Raw genomic sequence first — 24,336 nt, 5'->3', positions numbered from 1 at the left:
CGTTACAGCCCGAGCATCATCTTCGCGATGATGTTCTTCTGGATCTCGTTCGAGCCGCCGAAGATCGACAGCTTGCGGTTGTTGAAGTACTGCTGCGCGGCGCTCGCGGCCCCGTCCGGGCCGACCGGCTCGCCGTCGTGATCGGCGTCGAGCGCCTCCTCGACGAACGGCTGCGCGTACGGCCCCATCGCGCGGCGCATCAGCGCGGTGATCTCCTGGCGGATCTGGGTGCCGCGAATCTTCAGCATCGAGCTTTCCGCGCCCGGCACGCCGCCGCCCGCGACCGCGGCCAGCACGCGCAGGTTGGTCGTGCGCATGTTCTCGAGCTCGATCTCGACGCGGGCGACGCGCGCCGCGAAGAACGGATCGTCCGCGAGCGGCCGGCCATTCTTCGTCACCTTCGCGGCGACCGCGCGCAGCCGGTCGAGCGCGGCCGTCGAGAAGCCGATTCCGGCGATGTTGGTGCGCTCGTACGTGAGCAGGTATTTCGCGTAGGTCCAGCCGCGGTTCTCTTCGCCGACCAGGTTCTCCACGGGCACGCGCACGTCGGTGAAGAACACTTCGTTCACCTCGTGCTCGCCGTCGAGCGTGATGATCGGGCGCACTTCGACACCCGGCGTGGTCATGTCGATCAGCAGGAAGCTGATGCCCTCCTGCTTGCGCACGTCGGTCGCGGTGCGCACGAGGCAGAAGATCATGTTCGCGTAGTGGCCGAGCGTGGTCCACGTCTTCTGGCCGTTCACGACGTAGTGATTGCCGTCGCGCACCGCGCTCGTCTTCACCGACGCGAGATCGGAACCGGCGCCCGGCTCCGAATAGCCCTGGCACCACCAGTCGGTGCCGTCGAGAATGCGCGGCAGCCAGTGGCGCTTCTGCGCTTCGTCGCCGTACTTGATCAGCACGGGCCCGAGCATGTTGACGCCGAACGGGACGATGCGCGGCGCGCCGGCGAGCGCGCATTCGTTGTCGAACAGGAATTTCTGCGCGACGCTCCAGCCGGGGCCGCCATACTCGCGCGGCCAGTGGCTCGCGAGCCAGCCGCGGGCATTCAGGATTGCGTGCCATTCGCGCATGTCGTCGCGCGTCAGGTGCAGGCCGCTCTTCACCTTGCGCGCGGTGCGCGCGGGCAGTTCGGCGGCGAGAAAGCGCTGCACTTCGGTGCGGAACGCTTCCTCTTCGGGGGTGAAATTGAGGTCCATCGTGAGTCCGTTGCGAATGCGTGGGCGTTCAGTCGATATGGTTCAGGCTCGCGAAATCCGCGCCGCGCTCGACCAGCTCGACGATCAGCGGCGAAGGCTTCCAGAACAGCGGATCCTCCTTCGCGAACGCGCGGATGTCGGCGAGCACGTTCGCGAGGCCGACCGTGTCCGCGTAGTGCATCGGGCCGCCGCGATAGCGCGGGAAGCCGTAGCCGTACAGGAACACCGCGTCGACGTCGAGCGGGCGCAGCGCGATCTTCTCGTGCACGACGTTCGCGCCTTCGTTGATCATCGCGGCGAGGTAGCGGCGCATGATCTCGTCGTCGGTGAACGTGCGCGGCGCGATGCCCTTCTTCGCGCGCTCGTCGGCGACGATCGCCTCGACTTCCGGGTCCGGCGTGCCGACGCGCGCGCCGTCCGGATACAGGTAGTAGCCGCGCGCGGTCTTCTGCCCGAACCAGCCGCGCTCGCACAGCCGGTCGGAAATTTCCACGTAGCGGGCGCGCGGGTCGCGCGTCGCCGCGCGGCGCTTGCGGGTCGCCCAGCCGATGTCGCCGCCCGCCAGATCGACGACCTGGAACGGTCCCATCGGAAAACCGAATTCGCGCACCGCGCGGTCGATCTGGTAAGGCGATGCGCCGTCTTCCATCAGGTAATCCGCGGCGGTGCGATAGACCGCGAGGATCCGGTTGCCGATGAAGCCGTCGCACACGCCGGCGCGCACCGGCGTCTTCTTCAGCTGCCTGGCCAGCGCGAACGCGGTCGCGACGACGTCCGCGCTCACGCGCGCCGGCACGACGATCTCGAGCAGCTTCATCACGTTGGCCGGCGAGAAGAAATGCAGGCCGATCACGTCGGCCGAACGGTCGATGCTGGCGGCCAGCTCGTCGATGTCGAGATACGACGTGTTGGTCGCGAGCACCGCGCCCGGCTTGCACACGCGCGCGAGTTCGGCGAACACCGCCTTCTTCACGCCCATGTCCTCGAACACGGCCTCGATCACCACGTCGGCCTGCGCGAGCGCGTCGTACGACGTGCTGCCCTTGAAGCGCGCGAGCCGCGCCGCGTGCGCGGCCGGCGTCATCCGCCCCTTCGCGACGAGGCCGTCGTACACCTTCTCGACATGCGCGCGGCCGCGCGCGAGCGACGCTTCGTCGCGTTCGATCATCGTCACGGGCAGTCCGGCGTCGAGCGCCGCGACCGCGATGCCCGCGCCCATCGTGCCGCCGCCGACCACGCCGATCCGCTCGACCGGACGCGCGCTCGCGCGCCGCGCCTCGGGCGCCTTCGCGGCCTCGCGCTCCGCGAAGAACGCGTGCACGAGGCCCGCGCGCTGCGGGCTGTCGATGCATTGCAGGAACAGGCTGCGTTCGAGCTTCATCCCCGCGTCGAACGACTGCGTGAGCGCGGCCTCGACCGCATCGACGATCTTCGCCGGCGAGAACAGGCCGCGCGACTGCTTCGGCAGCTCGGCGCGCGCCGCGTCGATCGCGGCCTGCGCGGCCGCGCGATCGGCGAGCCCCTGCGCATCGCGCGTGCGCCGCGCCGGCGCGCCGAGCGACACGAGTTCCTGCGCATAGGCGAGACCTTCGGCGAGCGTGTCGTCGCTGTGCGCGACGCGATCGACGAGGCCGAGCGCGAGCGCTTCGTCGGCGCTGGCGTGACGCCCCGTCAGCATCAGGTCGAGCGCGGCCTTCGCGCCGATCAGGCGCGGCGTGCGCTGCGTGCCGCCCGCGCCGGGCAGCAGGCCGAGCGTGACTTCGGGCAGGCCGAGCTTCGCGCCGGGCACCGCGAGCCGGTAATGCGCGGCGAGCGCGACCTCGAGGCCGCCGCCGAGCGTCGCGCCGTGCAGCGCGACCACGACCGGCTTCGCGCTCGACTCGATCCGCTCGCATACGTCCGGCAGCGACGGCGGCACCGGCGGCTTGCCGAACTCGCGGATGTCGGCGCCCGCGATGAAGTTGCGGCCGGCGCCGACGATCAGCACCGCGCGAATCGCGTCGTCGGCCTGCGCGGCGTCAAGCGCGTCGGCGAGACCGCGCCGCACGTCGGCCGACAGCGCGTTGACGGGCGGATGGTCGATCGTGACGACGAGCACCTTGTCGCGCCGTTCGCGCGTGACGGTGCCGGCGCCGGAAGGTTCGGGGGAAGCGGGTGAATTCATCGTGTCTCCAGTGCGGTGCGCCGCGCGGGCGAAACCGGTCGTCGGGCCGGCGAGCGGTGCCGGCTCCCGAGCCTGGTGCCGCGCGGCGGGAAACGATCCGGCGTGGTTGCCGGGCATGACTCGATTCTCGATTGATCGAGATTCATTGACAATTCCCGCGCGCCTTTACAAGCTGTCAAGTCTGACTTGACATTGAATGCTTTCGGACCGTTTCCGGCCCTTAAGCGGGCCGGATCGGGAGACACAAGGCATGGACCTGAACGCGCTGACGCTGCTCGTCGAGATCCTCGATGCGGGCAACCTGAGCAAGGCCGCGCAGCGGCTCAAGATGAGCCGCGCGAACGTCAGCTACCGGCTGAACCAGCTCGAACGCTCGATCGGCCAGCAACTCGTGCGCCGCACGACGCGCCGCATCGAGCCGACCGAGATCGGGCTGAAGCTGTACGAGCACGGCCGGCGCATCCGCAACGAACTGCTCGCCGCGCAGGAATCGGTGACGACGCTCGGCCAGGACCTTCAGGGCCGCGTGCGGCTGTCGGTGCCGAGCGGCTACGGGCAGATGGTGATGTCCGAGTGGCTGCTCGCGTTCAAGCGGCTGCATCCGGGCATCGTGCTCGACGTGGTGTTCGAGAATCGCGTGGAGGACCTGATGCGTGACGAAGTCGACATCGCGATCCGCGTGATGTCCGAGCCGCCGCAGAACCTCGTCGCGCGCGACATGGGCGCGGTGCGCTACGTCGCGTGCGCGTCGCCCGCGTTCGCGGCCGCGCACGGGATGCCCGCAAGCCTCGACGCGCTGGCCGCCGCGCCGGTCGTCACCGCGACGGTGCTGGGGCGGCAGTTGCGGATCGCCGCGTATCTCGGCGACGAGCGCCACGAGGTGCTGCTCGAACCCACGCTGATTTCGGAGAACTTCCTGTTCCTGCGCCAGGCGATCCTCGCCGGGATCGGCGTCGGCATCGTGCCCGACTACGTGATGCAGGACGACATGCGGCGCGGCACGGTCGTCACCTCGCTCGACGCGTACCGGCTCAGCATCTTCGGCACGCACATGTACATGCTCTACATGCCGAACCGGCACCACACGCGCGCGACCGCGACGTTCATAGAGTTCATCCTCGAACAGGCCGGGAAGACCGGCCGGGGCGGGCCCGACGGGATGCGTCAGGGTTTCCTGTCGGGTGACAACCCGCCGGCCGCGCGGCGACAATAGCGCGCCGCCCGTGCGGAGCGCGTGCCGCGATACGCCGCCGCCTTCGAATTCACCGTTGCCGAGGGTTCAATGTTCGACCGGATTCGTCCGTATTCGCGTCCCTGGACGCCCGTCGCCGCGCTCGCGCTCGTCGCGCTCGCCACGTTCAGCGCCGGCTGCACGTCCCCGTCCGCGCCGTCGGGCGCCGTCGTCCCGGTCGCCGCCGCGTCGGGCGCCGCGGTGCCGCTGCCCGGCGTCCACGCGCCCGAACGCTCGTCCGGCTGGACCGACAAGCCGGGCTGGACCTCGCAGCACTTCATGATCGCGGCCGCGAACCCGCTCGCGACGCAGGCCGGCTACGACATGCTGAAGGCCGGCGGCACCGCGATCGACGCGGCGATCGCGACGCAGATGGTGCTCGCGCTCGTCGAGCCGCAATCGTCGGGGCTCGGCGGCGGTGCGTTCATGCTGTATTCCGACGGCAAGACGACGCAGGCATACGACGGCCGCGAAACCGCGCCGGCCGCCGCGACCGACCGGCTGTTCTACGGTCCGACCGGCCAGCCGATGGGTTTCTACGAAGGTGTCGTCGGCGGCCGTTCGGTCGGCACGCCGGGCGTGCTGCGCATGCTCGACGCCGCGCACCGCGCGCACGGCAAGCTGCCGTGGCGCCGGCTGTTCCAGCCCGCGATCCGGCTCGCCGAGCACGGCTTCACGATCAGCCCGCGCCTGGCGATGCTGATCGCGAACGACAAGTACCTGATGAACGACCCGGCCGCGCGCGCGTACTTCTACAACAAGGACGGCACGCCGAAGGCGGCCGGCACGGTGCTGAAGAACCCCGCGCTCGCGACCGTCCTGCGCCAGGTCGCCGACCGCGGCGCGAATGCGTTCTACACCGGCGCGATCGCGCGCGACATCGTCGCGAAGGTGCGCAAGCACCCGACCAACCCGGGCCTGCTGACGCTGCAGGATCTCGCGCGCTACAAGGCGAAGGTGCGTGCGCCGCTGTGCACCGACTACCGGCGCTCGGTGGTGTGCGGGATGCCGCCGCCGTCGTCGGGCGGCCTCGCGGTCGCGCAGATGCTCGGCATCCTCGAGGCGATGCCCGACTGGCAGCAGATCGGCGCGCAGAAGCCGGTGCGGACCGAGCTCGGCTACGAGCCGACACCGTTCGCCGCGCACCTGTTCAGCGAGGCCGGGCGCCTCGCGTATGCGGACCGCGCGCGCTACGTCGCCGATCCCGATTTCGCGCCGCTGCCGGGCGGCAGCTGGGCGAGCCTCGCCGACAGGACCTATCTCGCGCAGCGCGCGCGCCTGATCGGCGACACGAGCATGGGCGTCGCGCAGGCCGGCACGCCGCAGGGCGCGACGCTCGCGCTGGCCGACGACCGCAGCCCCGAATTGCCGTCGACGTCCGACATCGCGATCGTCGACCGCTACGGCCAGGCGCTGTCGATGACGACCAGCGTCGAGGACGCGTTCGGTTCGCGGCTGATGGTGCGCGGCTTCATGCTGAACAACCAGCTCACCGATTTCTCGTTCGTGGCGAGCGAGAACGGCCGCCCCGTCGCGAACCGCGTGCAGCCGGGCAAGCGGCCGCGCTCGTCGATGTCGCCGGAACTCGTGTTCGACAAGAAGACGAAGCAGGTGACGATGATCGTCGGCTCGGCCGGCGGCCCCGCGATCATCAACCATGTCGCGAAGACGCTGATCGGCGTGCTGGACTGGGGGATGACGATGCAGCAGGCAATCGCGCTGCCGAACGTCGGGTCGATGAACGGGCCGACGCAGCTCGAGCGCGGCCGCGTGTCGGACGCGCTCGTCGACGGCCTGAAGGGACGCGGGCACGACGTGCAAGTCGTCGAGATGAATTCCGGACTGCAGGGGATCCAGCGGCTGAACGTGCAGGGGCAGACGGTGTGGTTCGGCGGGGCCGACCCGCGGCGTGAAGGGATCGCGATGGGGGATTGAAAGCGGCCGGCAGAGGCGGCGTGAATGCGCCGCCTGCTGCGTGTCATCCGCGCCCTTTCCACGGCACGATCCGCCGCTCGACCCATCGCATCGCGAGATCGAACAGCCACGCGATCGCGCCGATGATCAGGATGCCCATCACGACGATATCGGTGCGCAGGAAGCTCGACGCATTGAGCACCATCTGCCCGAGCCCGGCCGTCGCGGCGACCATCTCGGCCGCGACGAGCGTCGTCCAGCCGAACCCGATCGCGATCCGCAGGCCGGTGAGGATTTCCGGCAGCGCGGCCGGCAGCACGACGTGGCGCACGATCTGCGCGAAGCTGCCGCCGAGCGAATAGGCGGCGTTGATCTGCTCGACCGTCGCCGCGCGCACGCCCGCGCGGGCGGCCATTGCGATCGGCGCGAAGCACGCGAGGAAGATCACGACCAGCTTCGCCGTCTCGTCGATGCCGAACCAGATCACGACGAGCGGCAGGTACGCCAGCGGCGGCAGCGGCCGGTAGAACTCCAGCAGCGGATCGAGCACGCCGCGCGCGACACGGCTCACGCCCATCAGGACGCCGGCCGGCACGCCGATCGCGGTGGCGAGCAGGAATGCGCCGAACACGCGCGCGGCACTCCACAGCAGATGCTCGGACAGCGGCAGGCCGCCCTGGATGCGGCCGTGCCACGCATCGACGAATGCCGCCCACACCGCTTCCGGCGCGGGCAGGAACAGCGGCGGCAACCACTGCCAATGCGTCGCGCTCCACCACAGCACGGCCAGCGCCGCGACCGTCGCCGCGCTGAGCCCCGCGGTTTTGCCCTGGCCCGGCAAGCGGTAGCGGCGCGACGGCCGCGCCGCCTTGCGCCGCGTCGTGCGCTCGTCCTGCTCGACCCTCCCGGCCGCTCGATCGGCCATCCAGGAATCCTGCGTGCTCATGTCGTCCTGCCTGTGCAAAGTACTGATCCGGCCGCGCCCGACGGACGCGCCCTGCCGCGCGAATTCGTGCATCACGTGACCTCCGCGACCGCCTCGTCGCGATGCAGATACGCGATCAGCCGCTCGCGCCATGCGATGAATTCCGGCGACGACTTCACCGCGCGCGCATCGCGCGATTCGACGTAGCGCCGCGCGAACGGCAGCTCGAAGGTTTCCGCGATGCGGCCGGGGCCGGGCGTCATCACGACGAGACGCGTCGCGAGGAACAGCGCCTCCTCGACGTCGTGCGTGATGAAGAACACCGTCTTGCCCGTGCGCGCCCATACGTCGAGGACGAGCGCCTGCATCGTGCCGCGCGTCATCGCATCGAGCGCGCCCATCGGCTCGTCCATCAGCAGCACGCGCGGATCGCTCGCGAGCGCACGCGCGATGCCGACGCGCTGCTGCATCCCGCCCGAGAGCTCGTACACGCGCGCATGCGCATGGCGCTCGAGGCCGACGAGCGCGAGCATCTCCGTCGCCCGCGCTTCGCGCTCCGCCTTCGACACGCGTGCGAAGCGCAGCCCGAGCGCGACGTTCTCGAGCACGTCGAGCCAAGGCAGCAACGCATATTTCTGGAACACGACGCCGCGATCGGCGCCCGGGCCCGCGACCGGCACGCCGTCGACGCGCACGTCGCCCGTCGTCGGCGCGACGAAGCCGGCCATGCAGTTCAGCAGCGTCGTCTTCCCGCACCCGGACGCGCCGAGCGCGACGACGAATTCACCGGAATCGATGCGCAGGTCGACGCGCGCGAGCGCCTGCGTCGTCGGCCGACCGCGTTCGCCCGGATAGGCGACCGATACCTGACGGACTTCCAGCGTGCTCATGATCGAGGGCTCCGCGATGAGTGGCCTGAGTCGCCTGACGCGCCGCGTTCAGCGCGCGGCCTTCTGCACGAACTGCGGATCGACGCCGACCGAGTAGTCGGCGAGCACCGTCTGGATCGTGCCCTGCGATTTCAGGAACGCGGCGGTGGCCGCGAGCGACTTCGCGGCGCCGGACTGCGCACCGCCGCCGAGCCACGTCGGCGACGCCTGCTCGGCCGGCGTCGGGAACGCGTAGAGCGCGAGGCTCGCGGGCACGTCCTGCACGTCCGCGCCCGACACCTTCGCGACCGCCGCGACCTGCGGCGAACCGGCCTTCCACGCGGCCGCATGCGCGCGGTAGTCGGCATCGGCGGACGCAAGCACCTTCACGAAGCGCGCGACGAACTCGGGGTTCTCGCGCGCGAACTTGCGGCTCACGACGAAGCCGTCGAAGGTCGCCTTGCCGCTTTGCTTCGCGACCTGGCCCGACGTCGTCAGCACGGTGCCCGACTGCTTGACCTTCGCGAGCACCGGATCCCAGATGTAGGTCGCGTCGATGTCGCCGCGCGTCCACGCGGCCGCGACCTCGGGCGGACGCAGGTTGACGATCTTCACGTCGTTCGGATTCACGCCGGCGGCCTGCAGCGCGACGAGCGTATGGAAATGCGACGTCGACACGAACGGCACGCCGATCTTCCTGCCCTTCAGCGCGGCGACGCTGGTCACGCCCGAGCCGTTGCGCGCGACGAGCGCCTCGGCGTCGTTGATGTTGTCGAGCACCCAAAACAGCGAGATGTCGAGCCCCTGCGACAGGCCGGCCGCGATCGGACTCGACCCGGCCTCGCCGAGCTGCACGGAGCCCGACGCGAGCGCGCGGATCACGTCGGCGCCGCTGTCGAGCTTGCGGAACGTGACCTTGTAGCCGGTCGCCTTTTCGACTTCACCGCTCGCCTGCGCATAGCGCCACGGCACGACCATGTCCTGGTACGCGATCACGACTTCGCGCGATTCGGCGTGCGCCGCGCCCAGCGCGGCAAAGGCGGTCAGCGCGACGACGGCGCGGCGGACGAAGCTGAAACGGGACATGCGGCTCTCCTTCGAATGCGGACATTGCTGCGGGAGAGCCGACTTTACGAGCTTTGCGCGCGGCGGGAGCGAACTTATCCTGCGAAGCTATCGATGCCGTTTCAGCTTTGCTTTCCACGTTCGATCGGAACACGCGTCCGGTCGGATGGCGATTGTCGTGCGAACGCGCGGGCGGCGGCCGCACCAACGAAAAAGCCCGCATCGCTGCGGGCTTCTTCAACTGCATGAGATGTGAGGCTGTTGCGCGAACGCGGCGCTCAGACCACCCCGGCCCCGTGCGCCTGGAGATCGGCGTGATAGCTCGACCGCACCATCGCGCCGACGGCCGCGTGCGTGAAGCCCATCTTGTACGCCTCTTCCTCGTACATCTTGAACGTGTCCGGATGCACGTACGCACGCACCGGCAGGTGGTGCTCGGACGGCTGCAGGTACTGGCCGATCGTCAGCATGTCGACGTCGTGTGCGCGCAGGTCGCGCATCACCTGCAGGATTTCCTCTTCGGTCTCGCCGAGGCCGACCATCAGGCCCGACTTCGTCGCGACGTCCGGATGCTGCGCCTTGAAGTCCTTCAGCAGCTTCAGCGAGTGCGCGTAGTCCGAACCCGGGCGCGCTTCCTTGTACAGGCGCGGCACCGTTTCGAGGTTGTGGTTCATCACGTCGGGCGGTGCCGCGTTGAGGATCGAGATCGCGCGGTCGAGACGGCCGCGGAAGTCCGGCGTCAGGATCTCGATGCGCGTTTCCGGCGACTGCTCGCGCACTTCGCGGATGCACTCGACGAAGTGAGCGGCGCCGCCGTCGCGCAGGTCGTCGCGGTCGACGCTCGTGATCACCACGTACTTGAGCTTCAGCGCGGCGATCGTGCGGGCCAGGTTCTTCGGTTCGTCCGCGTCGAGCGGATCGGGACGGCCGTGGCCGACGTCGCAGAACGGGCAGCGGCGCGTGCACTTGTCGCCCATGATCATGAACGTCGCGGTGCCCTTGCCGAAGCATTCGCCGATGTTCGGGCAGCTCGCTTCCTCGCACACGGTATGCAGGTTGTGCTCGCGCAGGATCGTCTTGATCTCGTTGAAGCGCGAACTGCCGGTGGCCGCCTTCACGCGGATCCATTCCGGCTTCTTCAGCTTCTCGATCGGAATGACCTTGATCGGGATGCGCGCCGTCTTCGCCTGCGCCTTCTGCTTGGCGGTCGGATCGTAGGCAGGGGTCGCGGCCGAATCGGCCGGTGCGGGGGAAGCGGTAACGTCAGTCATTCGAATGTTCCAGTGCCTGCGGCTTGTCGGCGGCCGCGGATTCGCCGTCGAGGTTGGCGATCAGACGCCCCACCAGCGTGTGGGCGACGTCGTTCCAGTCGGCGGCAACCTCGAGGCTCGCCATGTCGACGGTTTCCAGTCCGGCATAGCCGCACGGGTTGATCGCGAGAAACGGGCGCAGATCCATCTTCACGTTCAGGCTCAGCCCGTGATAGCTGCAGCCGTTGCGGATCTTCAGGCCGAGGGCCGCGATCTTCGCGCCTTCGTGCACGCCGGATGCCACGTAGATTCCCGGCGCGCCCGCCTTGCGGACCGAAGCGAGATTATACGCCGCGAGGGTTTCGATCACGGCTTCCTCGATCTTCGTCACGAGCGTGCGCACCATCAGCTTGCGCCGGCGCAGGTCCAGCAGCAGGTAGACGACGATCTGGCCGGGGCCGTGGTAGGTGATTTGTCCGCCGCGGTCGACCTTCACGAGCGGCACGCCGCTGTCGGCCACCAGCAGGTGGGCCGGGTCGCCGGCCTGGCCGAGCGTGTAGACGGGCGGATGCTCGACGACCCAGATTTCGTCGCCGGTGTCGGCCGTGCGCGTGTCGGTGAACGCGCGCATCGCGTCGAAGCTCGTCTCGTAGGCCTCGCTGCCCCGCCAGCGCACGGTGACCGGCGCGACGGGCTGAACCGGAGACCCGGCGGGCGATTCGGAAACAGCGACAGGCGTGGACACGATGGCAACCGGCGAGACGGACATGGGCGGTAGTTTACCGAAAACCCATGCGTCTCGCCGGCTATGGAAGGGGACGGATCGCGCGTATCCGTCGGAGGAAAGGCCCGTCAGACGGTGCGCCAGCCGTCGTGGAGCAGCGCATTCACACGATCGCGCAGCCGTGCGAGCGCGCCGCGCGCGATCTCCCCGGCCGGCCGCGACACCGAGAACGCCACATGCGCGCCCTGCCGGCCTTCCGCGCTGAGCCACAGCCGCTCGCCGCGGCGCAGCCGGAGCGTCTCGCCGTCGACCAGGAAGTAGTCTTCGACGTCGTTGCTGCGCGTCGCCCACACCGGCCCGCACTGCACCGTCAGACGGGTGCTGCGCTGCACCTTCATCGGCACGGTTTCGCCCGCGGGAATTTCGAACGTGATGCTTGAAGAAATTTCTTGCATGATCGTCTCCGCCAATAAATGCTTCGATGGCTACAATCGTAGTCACTTCAAGGCGTCCGACAAAACGACCAATTTTCACGTCGATGTGAGGAAAATTAGCAAATGGACCTCCGCCAGCTGCCTGCGCTGAACGCGATTCGCGCGTTCGAAGCCGCCGCCCGCCACGAGAATTTCTCCCGCGCCGCCGACGAGCTGTACGTCACGCACGGCGCGGTCAGCCACCAGGTTCGCGCGCTCGAGGAGGAGCTCGGCGTGCAGCTGTTCACGCGCAACGGCAAGCGGCTGTGCCTGACCGACGCCGGCATGCGCTACGCGCAGCAGGTCCGCACCGCGCTGATGGTGATCGCCGACGCGACGCGCGAGGTGCGCGCAAGCGACCGCGGGCGACGGCTGGTGGTGTCGATGCTGTCGTCGTTCGCCGCGCGCTTCATCACGCCGCGCATCGGCACGTTCATCGAGCGGCATCCGGAAATCGACGTCGAGCTGCAGTCGACCAACTCGCTCACCGATTTCGCGCGCGACGACGTCGACCTCGCGATCCGCTTCGGCTCCGGCACCTATCCGGGGCTGCACGTCGAGCCGCTGTTCGAGGAGGTGTTCTTTCCGGCGTGCTCGCCGACGCTGAACGGCGGCAACCTGCCGCGGACGCCCGCCGATCTCGTGCACTACAACCTGCTGCGCTCGGACGACGAGCTGTGGCGGCCGTGGTTCGACGCGGCCGGGCTCGATACGCTGACCGAGCCGAAACGGGGGATTCTGTACCAGGATTCGTCGAACCTGCTGCTGGCCGCGATCGACGGCCAGGGCATTGCGCTGGTGCGCCGCTCGCTCGCGGTGCACGACCTGCTGGACGGGCGCCTCGTGCGCCTGTTCGACATCGACGGGCAGAGCCCGTGGCACTATTTTTTCGTGTGTCCGCCGCCGCTCCTGAACACGCCGCGCGTGCAGGCGTTCAGGGCGTGGCTGCTTCAGGAAGTCGCCGAATACAAGCTGCTGTGCGACGAGCTGGACGCGCGGCGCGCGGCGGGGAAGACACCCGCCGAGTGCGCGCAGCAAGGCGGATGGAAAACGGCGCTCAGAGCACGACCTTGACCATCGGATGGCCGGTCAGTGCACGGTAGATCGTGTCGAGCTGTTCCTGGCTCGTCGCGCGCACGGTGATCGTGAGGCCGGTGTAGTTGCCGCCGCTCGATGCACGCTCCTCGATCTTCTCGACGTCGATCTCGTTGTCGTGGACGGCCACGACCTTGAAGATCGTGTCCTTGAATTCCGGGTGCGCCTTGCCCATGATCTTGATCGGGAAATCGCACGGAAACTCCAGCAGCGACTCCTTCCGGGTATCGATCGCGCCGGTGACCTCGATGGTTTTGGTCGGTTCGCTCATCATTTTCTCCGGGTTAGGTCAAACTGTTCAAACTCGCGTGCCTTCGCACGCTGGTACGCGTCGTACAACGCCGCGAACACGGGGCCCGGCTTGCCGCCCTGCACGGGCAGATCGTCGAGCGACGTGACGGGCAAAATCTCTTTCGTGGCCGACGTGATCATGATCTCGTCCGCCGAGCGCAGCTCGACCTCGCTGATTTCGCGCGCTACGAACCGAATGCCGCATTCCTCGGCCAGCTGCTCGACCAGCGCGTAGCGGATCCCTTCGAGGATCCTGTTGCTGCGCGGCGGCGCCATCAGCTCGCCGTTCTTCACGATCCACACGTTCGACGACGAACCTTCGGTCACGTTGTCGTCGCGCAGCTGAATCGTCTCGAACGCATCGCGTTCGGCCGCATGCTGCGCCATCAGCACGTTGCCGAGCAGCGAAATCGACTTGATGTCGCAATGCAGCCAGCGACGATCCTCGGCCGTCACGCAGCGCACGCCCCGCGCGCGCTCCTCGTCCGACGGCAGGCGCAGCGGGCTCGTCATCGCGAACACCGTCGGCACCGCGTTCGCCGGGAACGCATGCCCGCGCTTCGCGACGCCGCGCGTCACCTGCAGGTAGACGAGCGCATTGCCGTCGCCGAGGCCTTCCGCGTTCGCGGCGACCACGCGCTCGATCAGCGCGCGCCAGCCGGCCGCGTCATGCGGATCGTCGATGCCGATCTTCTTCAGGCTGCGCGCGAGCCGTTCCAGATGCTGTTCGATCCGGAACGGCACGTGCGCGCCGTCGTGCGCATAAACGGGGACGACTTCATACACGCCATCGCCGAAGATGAACCCGCGGTCGAGCACCGGGACCCGGGCTTGCGACAGCGGCACCAGCTCCTCCTGCGACGAAACGCTGAGGTAGACGATCGGTTCGAATTCGGCTTGGCTCATGGCTATACCAGTTGGGGATGAAGTCGTGAAAACAAAGGCCCGTCGCGCTTACTTCTTCTTGCTGAACATCAGCAGGATCGAGTCCCAGATACGACCGAAGATACCCGCTTCCGGCACCGCCTGCAGCGCGACGACCGGGAACTCCGACAGCGTCTTGCCGTCGGCGACGATCTTCACGGTACCGACCTGCTGGCCTTCCGCGAGCGGCGCGATCAGCGGCGCGTTGACCTCGACTTCCGGCTTGACCTTGTCGCCCAGGCCGCGCGGCACGGTCACCCACTGGTCGCCCTTCACGCCGACCTGCACGGTGTTTTCCTTGCCCTTGTAGATGCGCGGCGTCGACATCGCCTGGCCGCCCTTGAACAGGCGCACCGCGTCGAACGCGCTATAGCCGTAGTTCAGCATCTTCATGCTGTCCTGCGTGCGCTCGCTTTCCTTCTGCTCGCCCATCATCACCGACACGAGACGGCGCTGGCTGTCGACACCCGGGATCGCGCGCTTGGCCGACGCGATCAGGCAATAGCCGGCCGCTTGCGTATGGCCCGTCTTCAGGCCGTCGACCGTCGGATCCAGCCACAGCAGGCGGTTGCGGTTGCCCTGGCGGATGTTGTTGTACTTGAATTCCTTCTCCGAGAAGATGCTGTAGTACTGCGGAAAATCGCGGATCAGGTGCGCGGACAGCTTCGCGAGGTCGCCGGCCGTCGTGTAGTGGTTCGGGTCGGGCATGCCGTTCACGTCGGCGAAGTGCGTGCCCTTCATGCCGAGGCGCGCCGCCTCGTCGTTCATCAGCGTGACGAACTGCCCTTCGCTGCCGCCGACCAGTTCGGCCAGCGCGATCGCGGCGTCGTTGCCCGACTGGATGATCATCCCGTACACGAGGTCGTGCACCGACACCGGCTTGTTCGCCTCGATGAACATGCGCGACTCGTCGGTGCCGACACGGCGCACCGCAACGCTCGGCGTGACGATCTGCTCCATCGAGATCTTCTTCTTGTCGAGTGCTTCGAACACCAGGTAGGCCGTCATCAGCTTCGTCAGCGACGCGGGTTCGACGCGTTCGTCCGCGTTGCCCGATGCGAGCACGGTGTTGCTCGTCGCATCGACGAGCACCCACGAGCGCGCGTTCACGCCCGGCGGCGGCACCGCGCCCGGCATGAAGGTCGCGGGCGCGCCGGTGAACTGCTCGGTGGCGGCGGCCGGCGCGGCATGCGCGGCCTTGGCCTTGGCGGCCGGCTTCGCCTCGGCGACGACGATCGTCGACGCGAGTGCGACGGGCAGCATCACGCCCAGCGCGACGTTGCGCGCGGCGGTGCCGAAGGCGATGGAAGAAGCGAGGGACTTGAGGCCTTGGGGAGACAGACGCATGATCGATTCAGGCTGGTGGCAGAAAGTGCGGCGCGAAACGCGCAGGGGTTGAACGGCAAGGCGGCGAGCGTTCCGGCGTTCGTCCGACTGCGTCGGACGGCGCGAAACGCGCCGGTTGGACTCGTGCGGACGCGTTCGGTTCGCGGCCGTCGCGAGCGGGCGGACAGGCGGCGAAACGAGCGCCGCATGGGCCCGGCCGGGCCGCGGGCGACGCGAAATGCGGCCATTATACGTGGCCGCGAACGGCGTTTTCGCGAACCAGGGCTCATGCGGCCACACACAGGCTTCGGGAGGATAGCGCGGCTTCGCTGCGGAGAATCGTGCTCGAAGCCGCGCGAAAGGCGTGCGCAGGCGCCGTGCAAGCCGGGTTGCGCCGCGCTGGAGCGGGCATCTGCGATCGCGTCGGGACACGATGCGGCGCGATGTCGCGCGCGGCGACATCGCGGTCGTGCGGCAGCGGCGCCGCACGCTGGGTTCAGCGGATCAACGCCACGCGTCGACGATGATGCGCTTCAGCACGTGCAGCTTGCGATGCAGGAAATGCTCGGCACCGGGGATCACGACGACCGGCAGTTCCTGCGGCCGCGCCCAGTCGTAGACCGAACCGATCGGCACCGTGTCGTCGGTTTCGCCGTGGATCACGAGCGTGTTCTCCGGCACGTCGGCGACCTGCCAGCGGCTCGCGGCCGTGCCGACGAACACCATCCGCTCGATCGTCTCGCCCGCGTCGCGCAACCGCTTCGCGACGTGCGACAGCACGAAGGTGCCGAACGAGAAGCCCGCGAGCACGAGCGGCAGGTCCGCATAGGCGGGCTGTGCGCGCATGTGCGCGAGCACGGCGAGCAGGTCGTCGGCCTCGCCGACGCCGTTGTCGTGCACACCCTCGGTCGCGCCGACGCCGCGGAAATTCGACCGGTACACCACGTAGTCGAGCTGGACCAGCGTGCGCGCGAGCGTTTGCGCGACCTTGTTGTCCATCGTGCCGCCGAACAGCGGATGCGGGTGCGCGACGAGCGCGATGCCGCGCGGCGCGGCGCCGCCTTCGCGCACGGCGTCGGGCAGGTCGACCGCGATTTCGATCTGCCCGACCGGGCCGGGGATCAGCGACTTCTGCGTATGAACGTTCATTCGGCCGGCCCGCTCAGATCTTCAGGCGGTCGACGACCTTGCCGTCGCGCAGGTGCGATTCGACGATCTCGTCGATGTCGGCCTGGTCGACGTACGTGTACCACGTGCCTTCCGGATACACGACCATCACGGGCCCTTCCTCGCAGCGGTCGAGGCAACCGGCCTTGTTGATGCGCACCTTGCCCGGCCCCGCGAGGCCGAGTTCCTTCACGCGCTTTTTTGCGTACTCCTGCATGGTCTGCGCGTCGCATTGCGCGCAGCTCGGACGCTCGGCGCCCGGTTCGCGCTGGTTCAGGCAGAAGAAGACGTGGTGCTGGTAGTAGGAATCCATGATGATGACGTGCGGCCCGGCGCGGCGCCGGGCGGAAAGAAGGGGCGATTGCCGTTGCGCGCGGCAACGGATGTGCGGACGATTATAGCGATCGGCGCGCGCGGCTGCCCGCGACCGACGAGGCGCGGCCGCGCCGCCCCGTTGCCGCGCCCGCCGCGTCAGCGCCGCCGCGCGGCCGGCAGCCACGCGTGCTCGACCCGCTGGCCGAGCCAGATCAGCGCCGCGTAGGGCCAGATCCATGCGAGCCAGCGTGCGATGCTGTTGAAGTGCACGTAGCGGCCCTGCCGCCAGCCGGACAGCGTGAAGTCGAAGAACGGGTTGACGGGCAGCAGGTTGACGAGCGCCACACCGGCCAGCAGCGCGAGCGCCGCGAACAGCGCGCGCCACGCGGCCGGCACGCGCAATGCGAGCAGCGCCGCCGCGAAGCCGAGCTCGATGCCGAGCCGCGCGCCGGGCGTCGCCCACACGACGACGAGGCCGGTGCTCGACTGCATGAAAGTCGCGGCCGCCTTCAGCGCGAGCGTCGCGGCGACGAACGCGATCAGGAGCCGCACGCGCGGCGCGCGGGCGCGCATCGCGAGCGACGCGATCGCCAGCGCGGCGAACAGCATCAACCCGCCGAGCGCGGCTTCCCACGCGGAATCGGACAGCCAGCCGTCGACGCGCTCGGGCCATTCGCTCACGCGCCACGCGGCCGGCAGCCATGCGAGCAGCGCGTCCTGCATCGAGCCGTCGGCGCGCTCCCACAGCGCGGCCGGCCAGTCGCCGATGCCGAACAGGAACGGCGACGGAAACAGGATCGCGAACGGCCACAGCGCGGCAAGCAGCAGCGGCGTCGCGCCGTCGGCCTCGAACCACGCGAAGCGCAGCCGGCGCAATGCGCCGCGGTCGAGCAGCGCGCCGGTGGCCGGTGCCGCGAGCGCCGCGCCGAGCAGCGCGCCGAGCGCGTTGGCCGCGAGGTCGAGATTCGACGCGACGCGCGTCGGCAGGTAGGTCTGCAGCGCCTCCATCGATCCCGACAGCAGTACGCCGAGGCCGCCCACGATCAGCGTCGCGGCCACCCCGCGCCAGCGCGGATGCAGCGCGAGCACGCCGAGTGCGCCGAACGGCATGTAGCCGAGCACGTTGGTGACCACGTCGAACGCGGTCACATAACGCTGCATCGGCGCGAACAGGTAGTCGAACGGCCCGATGCCGAGCGATACCCAGCCGTCGAACGGATACAGCGATGCATAGACGATGAGCGCCGCATACGCGGCGAACGCCTGCCGCGCCAGCGACGACGCGCGCGACGTGCCCGGCGCGCTCATCGCGGCTGCGCGCGCTGCGTCACGGGTTGCCCGCGTACGCCTGCACGCCGACCCACGCCGCGATCTGCGACACGAGCTCGTCGCTCGCGGCCGCGAGCGCGCGCGCGCCGCCGGCCGCGTCGGGCGTGCTCGACGGCGCGCGCGCGACGAACGTGCGCTGGCCGAGCACCTTGCCGTCCTGCATCAGCGTCGCGCGCGCGGTGACCGCGCCGTGGCTCTGCGACTGCCCGTCGAACACCTGCTCGAATTCGTTCAGGTCGACCTTCAGCGTCGGCGCGCGCACGCCGTCGGAGCCTTCGAGCACCGCGCCGCGCGACGACAGCGCGCCGCGCAGCCGCTGCGTGAGCAGTTGCGCGGGCGGCGCGGTCCAGCGGCTGTCGCGATAGACGGCCGTGCGCTGCGCATCCGCATACGCGAGGCGGTAGACGAACTTGTCCGTGTCGAGCGCGTCGGGCGCGGCGACGTCGAGCACCTTCAGCGCGGGGCCCGTGCCGGCCGTGACGGCCGAGGCGGCCGGCCCGAGGTCGTAGCGGACGTTCGACAGCGCCGCGCCGTTGCCGGCGCAGCCGGCGGCGAACACGAGCGTCAGCATCGCGAGCGCGGTCGCGGCGGGACGCAGCGCGCGATCAAGGATTCGTGGCATGGCATGTTCCTGCATGATGTTTCCGGTTTCGATGACGTCGTGGCCCGGGCTGGCGATCTGCTTCATTTCCCGGCGGCCCCTGCCCCCGGCCAGACGAAGCCCGCCTCGCCGGGGCCGGGCGCGGAGCCGGGCGAACCGAACAACAGACTGCTCGGGTTGCGGCCGAGTTCATCGGCGACGTCCTTCAACTGCCGCGACGCATCGCCGACGCTGCCGGCCAGCACGTTGAACCGCGGCAGCGTGTCGTACTGGACCCGCGCGTTCAGGTCGTTCAGCGCGACGCCGACCTGCTCGGCAGCCGAGCCGGCCTTGTTCAGGTTCGCCACGAGCGGCCCGTTCGGCTGCAGCAGCGTGTTCGCCGACGCCATCGCGCGATCGACCTGGTGCATCGTTTCCGGCAGCGCGGCCACCGCCGGCGCGAGCTGCTTCGACAGCGTCGTCGCGCCGTCCGCCGCGTGCTGCAGGCTTTCGGCCGTCGCGCGCAGCTGCTCGCGCATCTCCGGCGACATCAGCGCGTTCGCGCTTTTCGCCGCCAGTTCGAGCTGCCGCAGCAACACGTCGCCGCGCTCCTGGATCTGGTCGAACAGGCTCGGCCGCATCGGGATCTGCGCGATCGCCTTCGGCGACGACGGCAGCGGCGCCAGGTCGCGGCCCGTGTCCTCGAGCTGCACGAACGCGATGCCCGTCACGCCCTGGAAGCCGAGGCTGCCGTAGGTCGACTGCGTGATCGGCGCGTCATGGTCGACGAGGATCCGGATCCGGATCTGGCCCGGATGCGAGCGGTCGAAGCCGATCGACTGCACCTTGCCGACGTCGAGGCCGCGAAAGCGCACGGCCGCATCGGGGAACAGGCCCGTCACGTTGGTGCGCGCGAGCAGGTCGTACGGCACGCGCACGGTGCGATCGACGTTGAACCAGAACACGGTGCCCGCGATCGCCAGCGTCAGCGCGATCGTGAACAGGCCGGCCCAGAACGCATGTGATTTGTTTTCCATTCGCGGGTTCCTTGCTTCTTGCCTTTCCTACAGTTCGACGCTCGACAGCGCCGGTTCGAGGGCCGCCTTCGGCAGCTTCGCGCGCCGCTCGGGCGGCAGCGCCTGCAGTGCGCGGCGCCCGCGCAGCCCCAGGAAATATTCGTGGATGAACGGATGGTCGACGTTCGCGGCCTCCTCGACCGGCGCCGCCACAAGCACCTTGCGATCGGCCAGCACCGCGACGCGCGTCGACAACGCAACCATCGTGTCGAGATCGTGCGTCACCATCACGACGGTCAGCCCGAGCGTGCGGTGCAGCGTCGCGATCAGCTCGACGAATTCGTCGGACGCCTGCGGGTCGAGTCCGGCGGTCGGCTCGTCGAGGAACAGCAGCTCGGGCTCGAGCGCGATCGCGCGCGCGATGCCGACCCGCTTCACCATCCCGCCCGACAGCGCGGCCGGCATCTTCGACGCGTGCTTGCACGGCAGCCCGACCATCTCGAGCTTCAGCATCACGATGTCGTGCAGCAGGTCGGGCGGTACGCGGCCGAGCTCGCGCAGCGGCTGCGCGACGTTGTCGAACACCGTCATCGACGAGAACAGCGCGCCCTGCTGGAACAGCATCCCCGAACGCGTGCGCATCATCCGCGCGCTCGCGTCGTCGATCTTCGACGTGTCTTCGCCGAACACCTTGATCGTGCCCGACGTCGGCCGCTCGAGGCCGAGGATCTGCCGCACGAGCGTCGTCTTGCCCGAGCCCGAGCCACCGACGATCGCGACGATCTCGCCGCGCCGCACATCGAAATCGAGCTTCTGGTGAATGATGTTGCGCCCGTAGCGCTTCGTCAGGTTGCGCACCTCGATCACGAGGTCGTCGCCGTGCGCGGCCGCCGGCGGCGTGCCGACCGCGCCCGCGCCGACTGCCGCGGCATGTGCGCTGGCGGCATCGGCCGGCACGGCACCGGCCGCCGGTTGTTTCGACGCGTTCATCCGAGCCCCACGTTCTGGAACAAAATCGCGAACACCGCGTCGGCGAGGATCACGACCGTGATCGACGACACGACCGACGTCGTCGTGCCTTCGCCGAGGCTTTGCGAGTTCGCCTTGATCCTGAAGCCGAAATGACATGCGACCAGCGCGATCAGCATGCCGAACACGACGCCCTTGCCGAGGCCGATGTACAGGTTCGCGATCGGCACGACGCCCGGCAGCGAGCGCACGAAATAGTTGACGTCGATCCCGAGCACGAACTTCGCGGCGAGCGCGCCGCCCGTCAGCGCGACGATGTTGGTCCACATCACCAGCAGCGGCATCGCGACGCCGAGCGCGAGCACGCGCGGCAGGATCAGCCGCAGCCCGTGCGGAATGCCCATCACGCGCATCGCGTCGAGCTCCTCGGTCACGCGCATCACGCCGATCTGCGCGGTGATCGCCGAGCCCGAGCGGCCCGCGACGAGGATCGCCGACAGCACGGGCCCGAGTTCGCGAATCACCGACAGCCCGAGGATGTTCACGATGTAGCGGTTCGCGCCGAACATCTGCAGCTGCTGCGCGGACAGATAGCTGAGCACGATGCCGATCAGGAATGCGACCAGCGCGGTGATCGGCAGCGCCTGCGCGCCGGCGCTGTAGATGTTCGCCGAGGTTTCCTTCCACGGCATCGTCTGCGGACGGCGCAGCACCGACAGCGCGTCGAGGATCACGAGGCCGAACATCGCGATGCCGCCCTGCAGGTGTTCGCCGAACGCGAAGATCGCCTGGCCGAGGCGCGTGACGGGATCGAAGCGCACGACGCGCTCGGGCGCCTCGCGCTGGCTGTCGAGACGTTCGATCCGCTCGAAGATCGTGCGCTGCGTGGCGGTCAGCTCGACGCCGGCCGGCAGCTTGCGGCCCCATACGCGCCACAGCGCCTGGCCGCCGACGTGATCGAGCCGCTCGATGCCGGACAGATCCCATTCGTTCACGCGCCCGGACGCGATGCCCGCGACGCGGCGCGCGACCTCGCCGCGATTGCGCGCAAGCGCGAGCGCGGTCCACTGGCCGGTCAGGCGCACCGTCTGGCCCTGGCCGCCGGCGTCGACCGACAGGCCGGGAGGTGTGTCGAAGTCCAAGGGCGGGTTGTTTGCAAAAGGATGACAGCGGCCATTGTATCGAACCGTCCGGCGCCGCGACGTGAGGATTGCCGTCGGGGCGAGCAGCCGGGCCAAAGGCGCCTCGTCGAGGGTGCCCGGCCCGTCACGGCGCGGCGTTCGCCGCCGCAACGGCGTGCCGGGCACGCGACCTTTCATTCTTCCGTCACGTTTCCTTTCGATACTCTCACGCGCCGCACGTCAGGCCGTCGGCGCCCGCGCCGCCATTTCGCTGCGCTCCTCGCGATTCATAGAACAGAACACCAAACAGGACAATCGATGCGTCTCCCCCCGCTTTCCCGCCGCCGCGCGACCGCCGCCGCCGCGCTCGCCAGCCTCGCCTTCGCCCTCGCCGGTTGCGGCGGCGACGACGTCACCGCTCCGCCGTCGTCGCAGACGCAGGCGCCCGCCGGCACGACGGCCACGCTCGCGCTGCTCGAAACGACCGACCTGCACACCAACGTGCTGTCGTACGACTATTTCAAGCTCGCCGCCGACAAGTCGCTCGGCTTCGAGCGCGTGTCGACGCTGATCGCGCAGGCGCGCGCGCAGTACCCGAACACGCTGCTGCTCGACAACGGCGACACGATCCAGGGCACCGCGCTGTCGGATTACCAGGCGCTCGTGAACCCGATCGGCTGCGACCAGACGCTCGCGATCTACAAGGTGATGAACGCGGCGAAGTTCGACGGCGGCGGGATCGGCAACCATGAGTTCAACTACGGCCTGCCGTACCTGTCGCAGGTGACCGGCAACACGTTCGACGTCGACGGGCTGCCCGCCCCCGCGCAGCAGAAGAAGTGCGCGGGCCCGAACTTCCCGCAGGTGCTCGCGAACGTGATCAGCGCGCGGACCAACGCGCCGCTGTTCACGCCGTACACGATCCTGACCCGCACCGTGACGGCCGTCGCGCCCGACGGCAAGACCGTCAGCGCGCCGGTGAAGATCGGCATCATCGGCTTCACGCCGCCCGCGATCATGAGCTGGGACAAGCGCTGGCTCGACGGCAAGGTCTACACGACCGGCCTGAAGGAAGCGGCCGAGAAGTACATTCCGGAGATGCGCGCGAAGGGCGCCGATCTCGTCGTCGCGATCTCGCACGGCGGCCTCGACAATGCCGCGTATTCGCCGACCATGGAAAACGGCAGCTGGTGGCTGTCGACGGTGCCGGGCATCGACGCGATGCTGATCGGCCACTCGCACCAGGTGTTCCCGGACGCGAACAGCACCGTGGCGCAGTTCAACCTGCCGGGCGTCGACAAGGCGAAGGGCACCGTCAACGGCGTGCCGACCGTGATGGCCAACTACTGGGGCAAGCATCTCGGCGTGATCAAGCTCGGCCTGAAGTTCGACGGCAAGACGTGGAGCGTCGACAAGTCGCAGACGACCGTCGAGGCGCGGCCGATCCAGAACGCGGACAAGAGCTACGTCGCCGCCGATCCGTCGGTGTCCGCCGCGATCGCCGCCGAACACCAGGCGACGATCGACTACGTGAAGACGCCGATCGGCTCGACCGACTACCGGATGAACTCGTACTTCGCGGACGTCGGCGATCCGGGCGCGATCCAGATCGTCAACGAGGCGCAGGCCGATTACGTGAAGACCTACGTGCAGGCGAACCTGCCACAATACGCGTCGCTGCCGGTGCTGTCGGTCAGCGCGCCGTTCAAGAGCGGCTTCGGCGGCGGCAGCGACTACACCGACGTCGCGCCGGGCGCGCTCGCGATCAACAACGCGGCCGACCTGTACCTGTATCCGAACACCGTGTATGCGGTGAAGGTGAGCGGCAGCGACGTGAAGAACTGGCTCGAGACGGCCGCGAAGCGCTTCAACACGATCGATCCGACCAAGGCGACCGTGCAGCCGCTCGTCAGCAGCTTCCCTGGCTACAACTTCGACATGTTCACGTCAGCGGATCTGGCGTACGAGATCGACGTCACGCAGCCGGTCGGCAGCCGGATTAGGAACCTGACGTACAAGGGTGCGCCGATCGACCCGAACGCGCAGTTCATCGTCGCGACCAACAACTACCGCGCGAGCGGCGGCGGCAACTTCCCGGGCCTCGACGGCAGCAAGACGATCTTCGCGTCGCCCGACGCGAACCGCGACGTGCTGATCGCGTTCATCAAGAAGCGCGGCGCGATCACGCGCGCGGCGGACGGCGCGCAGCGCAGCTGGCGCTTCACGAAGCTGGCGAGCTCGGTCGCGCACGTGCAGTTCACGTCCGCGCCGAACCGGCTCGGCGACGCGGCGGCAGCCGGCCTGACCGGCCTCACGCAGGTCGCGGCCGACGACGGCTCGGGCAAGAACCTCGCCCTCTACGAGATCGACCTCACGCAATGACCACGAG

At 69.0% G+C, this 24,336-nt stretch carries 22 protein-coding genes; 4 read left to right on the top strand and 18 right to left on the bottom strand.

The features are described 5' to 3' along the window. Window positions 1-2: 2 nt before the first annotated feature. Complete coding sequence (locus WS45_RS31255; RefSeq protein ID WP_059703295.1) at window positions 3-1,199, bottom strand: acyl-CoA dehydrogenase family protein; 1,197 nt, start codon at window positions 1,197-1,199, stop codon at window positions 3-5. A 28-nt stretch (window positions 1,200-1,227) separates the two neighbouring features. Beyond that, window positions 1,228-3,363 (bottom strand): 3-hydroxyacyl-CoA dehydrogenase NAD-binding domain-containing protein, encoded by a 2,136-nt coding sequence (locus WS45_RS31250; protein WP_059703368.1) that lies wholly within the window; start codon window positions 3,361-3,363, stop codon window positions 1,228-1,230. 250 nt (window positions 3,364-3,613) lie between these two features. Between WS45_RS31250 and WS45_RS31245 the strand changes: the two genes are divergently transcribed. Both WS45_RS31245 and ggt read left to right on the top strand, forming a co-directional pair. After that, the gene (locus WS45_RS31245) at window positions 3,614-4,576 is read left to right on the top strand and encodes a LysR family transcriptional regulator (RefSeq protein ID WP_059703293.1); all 963 of its coding nucleotides are present in this window, start codon (window positions 3,614-3,616) and stop codon (window positions 4,574-4,576) included. Between the two features lie 69 nt (window positions 4,577-4,645). Continuing rightward, entirely contained in the window at window positions 4,646-6,529 is a 1,884-nt protein-coding gene (ggt, locus tag WS45_RS31240) for a gamma-glutamyltransferase (RefSeq protein ID WP_059703291.1), read from the top strand. A gap of 43 nt (window positions 6,530-6,572) precedes the next feature. Here the strand turns inward: ggt and WS45_RS31235 are convergent, their stop codons facing one another. From WS45_RS31235 to WS45_RS31210, 6 genes are all read right to left on the bottom strand, one after another. Further along, window positions 6,573-7,526 carry an ABC transporter permease subunit gene (locus tag WS45_RS31235; protein WP_059703289.1) on the bottom strand — a complete coding sequence of 318 codons (954 nt, stop codon included), beginning with the start codon at window positions 7,524-7,526 and terminating at the stop codon, window positions 6,573-6,575. After that, window positions 7,526-8,323 carry a taurine ABC transporter ATP-binding protein gene (locus WS45_RS31230; protein ID WP_059524014.1) on the bottom strand — a complete coding sequence of 266 codons (798 nt, stop codon included), beginning with the start codon at window positions 8,321-8,323 and terminating at the stop codon, window positions 7,526-7,528. The genes WS45_RS31235 and WS45_RS31230 overlap by 1 nt, the downstream gene beginning before the upstream one ends. A gap of 48 nt (window positions 8,324-8,371) precedes the next feature. Next, window positions 8,372-9,388 carry a taurine ABC transporter substrate-binding protein gene (gene tauA / locus WS45_RS31225; protein WP_059524012.1) on the bottom strand — a complete coding sequence of 339 codons (1,017 nt, stop codon included), beginning with the start codon at window positions 9,386-9,388 and terminating at the stop codon, window positions 8,372-8,374. Window positions 9,389-9,645: 257 nt separating this feature from the next. After that, window positions 9,646-10,638, bottom strand: a complete 993-nt coding sequence (lipA, locus tag WS45_RS31220; RefSeq protein WP_057928546.1) for a lipoyl synthase — start codon at window positions 10,636-10,638, stop codon at window positions 9,646-9,648. After that, window positions 10,631-11,386: a lipoyl(octanoyl) transferase LipB gene (gene lipB, locus WS45_RS31215; RefSeq protein ID WP_057928547.1), complete on the bottom strand. Its 756-nt coding sequence runs from the start codon at window positions 11,384-11,386 to the stop codon at window positions 10,631-10,633. The genes lipA and lipB overlap by 8 nt, the downstream gene beginning before the upstream one ends. Before the next feature lie 83 nt (window positions 11,387-11,469). Then, window positions 11,470-11,796 (bottom strand): DUF2917 domain-containing protein, encoded by a 327-nt coding sequence (locus WS45_RS31210; RefSeq protein WP_059524043.1) that lies wholly within the window; start codon window positions 11,794-11,796, stop codon window positions 11,470-11,472. Between the two features lie 102 nt (window positions 11,797-11,898). Between WS45_RS31210 and WS45_RS31205 the strand changes: the two genes are divergently transcribed. Then, complete coding sequence (locus WS45_RS31205; protein ID WP_059691421.1) at window positions 11,899-12,888, top strand: transcriptional regulator GcvA; 990 nt, start codon at window positions 11,899-11,901, stop codon at window positions 12,886-12,888. On the opposite strand, the gene WS45_RS31200 is transcribed toward WS45_RS31205, so the two are convergent. From WS45_RS31200 to WS45_RS31155, 10 genes are all read right to left on the bottom strand, one after another. Then, a complete protein-coding gene (locus tag WS45_RS31200) occupies window positions 12,872-13,180 on the bottom strand; it encodes an HP0495 family protein (protein ID WP_059524041.1) in 309 nt (102 codons plus the stop codon). The two genes, WS45_RS31205 and WS45_RS31200, sit on opposite strands and share 17 nt — an antisense overlap. Beyond that, window positions 13,180-14,106: a D-amino acid aminotransferase gene (locus tag WS45_RS31195; protein WP_059524008.1), complete on the bottom strand. Its 927-nt coding sequence runs from the start codon at window positions 14,104-14,106 to the stop codon at window positions 13,180-13,182. Before WS45_RS31195 ends, WS45_RS31200 begins: the two co-directional genes overlap by 1 nt. Window positions 14,107-14,154: 48 nt before the next feature. Beyond that, complete coding sequence (locus WS45_RS31190; RefSeq protein WP_059703286.1) at window positions 14,155-15,471, bottom strand: D-alanyl-D-alanine carboxypeptidase family protein; 1,317 nt, start codon at window positions 15,469-15,471, stop codon at window positions 14,155-14,157. Window positions 15,472-15,954: 483 nt separating this feature from the next. Next, entirely contained in the window at window positions 15,955-16,599 is a 645-nt protein-coding gene (locus WS45_RS31185; protein WP_059691419.1) for an alpha/beta hydrolase, read from the bottom strand. Between the two features lie 13 nt (window positions 16,600-16,612). Beyond that, on the bottom strand, window positions 16,613-16,930 hold the full coding sequence (locus WS45_RS31180) for a (2Fe-2S) ferredoxin domain-containing protein (protein WP_011694422.1): 318 nt from the start codon (window positions 16,928-16,930) through the stop codon (window positions 16,613-16,615). Window positions 16,931-17,088: 158 nt separating this feature from the next. After that, the gene (locus tag WS45_RS31175) at window positions 17,089-18,240 is read right to left on the bottom strand and encodes a VanZ family protein (protein WP_059703284.1); all 1,152 of its coding nucleotides are present in this window, start codon (window positions 18,238-18,240) and stop codon (window positions 17,089-17,091) included. A 19-nt stretch (window positions 18,241-18,259) separates the two neighbouring features. Beyond that, window positions 18,260-18,883 carry an ABC-type transport auxiliary lipoprotein family protein gene (locus WS45_RS31170; protein WP_059691471.1) on the bottom strand — a complete coding sequence of 208 codons (624 nt, stop codon included), beginning with the start codon at window positions 18,881-18,883 and terminating at the stop codon, window positions 18,260-18,262. Window positions 18,884-18,945: 62 nt separating this feature from the next. Beyond that, complete coding sequence (locus tag WS45_RS31165; protein ID WP_059703283.1) at window positions 18,946-19,878, bottom strand: MlaD family protein; 933 nt, start codon at window positions 19,876-19,878, stop codon at window positions 18,946-18,948. A gap of 27 nt (window positions 19,879-19,905) precedes the next feature. Then, window positions 19,906-20,847, bottom strand: a complete 942-nt coding sequence (locus WS45_RS31160; RefSeq protein ID WP_059691417.1) for an ABC transporter ATP-binding protein — start codon at window positions 20,845-20,847, stop codon at window positions 19,906-19,908. Beyond that, window positions 20,844-21,968, bottom strand: a complete 1,125-nt coding sequence (locus tag WS45_RS31155) for an MlaE family ABC transporter permease (RefSeq protein WP_059691416.1) — start codon at window positions 21,966-21,968, stop codon at window positions 20,844-20,846. The genes WS45_RS31160 and WS45_RS31155 overlap by 4 nt, the downstream gene beginning before the upstream one ends. 297 nt (window positions 21,969-22,265) lie before the next feature. Between WS45_RS31155 and WS45_RS31150 the strand changes: the two genes are divergently transcribed. Further along, window positions 22,266-24,329, top strand: coding sequence for a bifunctional 2',3'-cyclic-nucleotide 2'-phosphodiesterase/3'-nucleotidase (locus WS45_RS31150; protein WP_059691415.1), 2,064 nt, complete (start codon window positions 22,266-22,268; stop codon window positions 24,327-24,329). Window positions 24,330-24,336: the final 7 nt, after the last annotated feature.

It is taken from the genome of Burkholderia sp. RF2-non_BP3, from assembly GCF_001522185.1.
In the GTDB taxonomy this organism is placed as follows: domain Bacteria; phylum Pseudomonadota; class Gammaproteobacteria; order Burkholderiales; family Burkholderiaceae; genus Burkholderia; species Burkholderia diffusa.
Note: the sequence above shows the minus strand (reverse complement) of the source record. Positions and strands in the feature narration are given on the sequence as shown.

Coding starts and splice junctions, on each gene's coding strand:
- WS45_RS31200 (WP_059524041.1), bottom strand. CDS start 13,180: ATGAGCGAACCGACCAAAACCATCGAGGTCACCGGCGCGATCGATACC.
- WS45_RS31205 (WP_059691421.1), top strand. CDS start 11,899: ATGGACCTCCGCCAGCTGCCTGCGCTGAACGCGATTCGCGCGTTCGAA.
- tauA (WP_059524012.1), bottom strand. CDS start 9,388: ATGTCCCGTTTCAGCTTCGTCCGCCGCGCCGTCGTCGCGCTGACCGCC.
- WS45_RS31180 (WP_011694422.1), bottom strand. CDS start 16,930: ATGGATTCCTACTACCAGCACCACGTCTTCTTCTGCCTGAACCAGCGC.
- WS45_RS31210 (WP_059524043.1), bottom strand. CDS start 11,796: ATGCAAGAAATTTCTTCAAGCATCACGTTCGAAATTCCCGCGGGCGAA.
- WS45_RS31195 (WP_059524008.1), bottom strand. CDS start 14,106: ATGAGCCAAGCCGAATTCGAACCGATCGTCTACCTCAGCGTTTCGTCG.
- WS45_RS31160 (WP_059691417.1), bottom strand. CDS start 20,847: ATGAACGCGTCGAAACAACCGGCGGCCGGTGCCGTGCCGGCCGATGCC.
- WS45_RS31185 (WP_059691419.1), bottom strand. CDS start 16,599: ATGAACGTTCATACGCAGAAGTCGCTGATCCCCGGCCCGGTCGGGCAG.
- WS45_RS31190 (WP_059703286.1), bottom strand. CDS start 15,471: ATGCGTCTGTCTCCCCAAGGCCTCAAGTCCCTCGCTTCTTCCATCGCC.
- WS45_RS31255 (WP_059703295.1), bottom strand. CDS start 1,199: ATGGACCTCAATTTCACCCCCGAAGAGGAAGCGTTCCGCACCGAAGTG.
- ggt (WP_059703291.1), top strand. CDS start 4,646: ATGTTCGACCGGATTCGTCCGTATTCGCGTCCCTGGACGCCCGTCGCC.
- WS45_RS31250 (WP_059703368.1), bottom strand. CDS start 3,363: ATGAATTCACCCGCTTCCCCCGAACCTTCCGGCGCCGGCACCGTCACG.
- WS45_RS31170 (WP_059691471.1), bottom strand. CDS start 18,883: ATGCCACGAATCCTTGATCGCGCGCTGCGTCCCGCCGCGACCGCGCTC.
- WS45_RS31245 (WP_059703293.1), top strand. CDS start 3,614: ATGGACCTGAACGCGCTGACGCTGCTCGTCGAGATCCTCGATGCGGGC.
- lipA (WP_057928546.1), bottom strand. CDS start 10,638: ATGACTGACGTTACCGCTTCCCCCGCACCGGCCGATTCGGCCGCGACC.
- lipB (WP_057928547.1), bottom strand. CDS start 11,386: ATGTCCGTCTCGCCGGTTGCCATCGTGTCCACGCCTGTCGCTGTTTCC.
- WS45_RS31165 (WP_059703283.1), bottom strand. CDS start 19,878: ATGGAAAACAAATCACATGCGTTCTGGGCCGGCCTGTTCACGATCGCG.
- WS45_RS31230 (WP_059524014.1), bottom strand. CDS start 8,323: ATGAGCACGCTGGAAGTCCGTCAGGTATCGGTCGCCTATCCGGGCGAA.
- WS45_RS31235 (WP_059703289.1), bottom strand. CDS start 7,526: ATGCACGAATTCGCGCGGCAGGGCGCGTCCGTCGGGCGCGGCCGGATC.
- WS45_RS31175 (WP_059703284.1), bottom strand. CDS start 18,240: ATGAGCGCGCCGGGCACGTCGCGCGCGTCGTCGCTGGCGCGGCAGGCG.
- WS45_RS31150 (WP_059691415.1), top strand. CDS start 22,266: ATGCGTCTCCCCCCGCTTTCCCGCCGCCGCGCGACCGCCGCCGCCGCG.